Source organism: Bacillus sp. LR--39, from assembly GCF_053613335.1.
The window spans coordinates 1-811 of the sequence record NZ_JBSIOT010000660.1 but is presented as its reverse complement, the minus strand read 5'-3'; the positions used below and the strand labels follow the sequence as shown (position 1 = coordinate 811).

1 pseudogene is annotated in these 811 nt (G+C 46.0%); it reads left to right on the top strand.

From position 1 onward, the window contains the following. Window positions 1-664, top strand: a pseudogene (gene glpD, locus ACWHAR_RS25650) (glycerol-3-phosphate dehydrogenase); the annotation flags it as partial. Between the last annotated feature and the right edge of the window lie 147 nt (window positions 665-811).

Here is an 811-nt window from a genome sequence, read left to right as displayed (position 1 = left end):
CGAATCCAGCTGGGCGGGGCTGCGTCCGCTGATTCATGAAGAAGGCAAAGATCCTTCTGAAATTTCACGGAAAGACGAGATTTGGACATCTGACTCAGGCCTGATCACCATTGCCGGCGGAAAACTGACTGGATACAGAAAAATGGCGGAGCACATCGTTGATCTTGTCCGTGATCGCTTAAAAGAAGAGGGCGAAAAGGATTTTGGACCATGTAAAACGAAAAACATGCCAATCTCTGGCGGGCACGTCGGCGGTTCGAAAAATCTTATGTCCTTCGTTACCGCGAAAACAAAAGAAGGAATTGCAGCCGGTTTATCAGAAAAAGACGCAAAACAGCTTGCGATCAGATACGGCTCTAACGTAGATCGCGTCTTTGACCGGGTAGAAGCGCTGAAAGATGAGGCCGCGAAACGCAACATTCCGGTTCATATTCTTGCTGAGGCAGAATACAGTATAGAAGAAGAGATGACTGCAACCCCTGCTGACTTCTTTGTCCGCAGAACGGGACGTTTATTTTTCGATATCAATTGGGTAAGAACATATAAAGATGCCGTTATTGATTTTATGAGCGAGCGATTCCAATGGGATGAGCAGGCGAAAAACAAACATACAGAAAACCTCAACAAGCTTTTACACGATGCGGTCGTACCGCTTGAGCAATAAATCATAACGGGCTGTCTGCAGCCCGTTATTTCTTTTTACGTGGAAAGGGCCAGATCTCAGGTTACCAAGTGACAGAGGCACCCGCTTCATATAAAATAATGCCATAAGCTAATACATAGGAGGACGAATATGACTTGGAGAAAGACC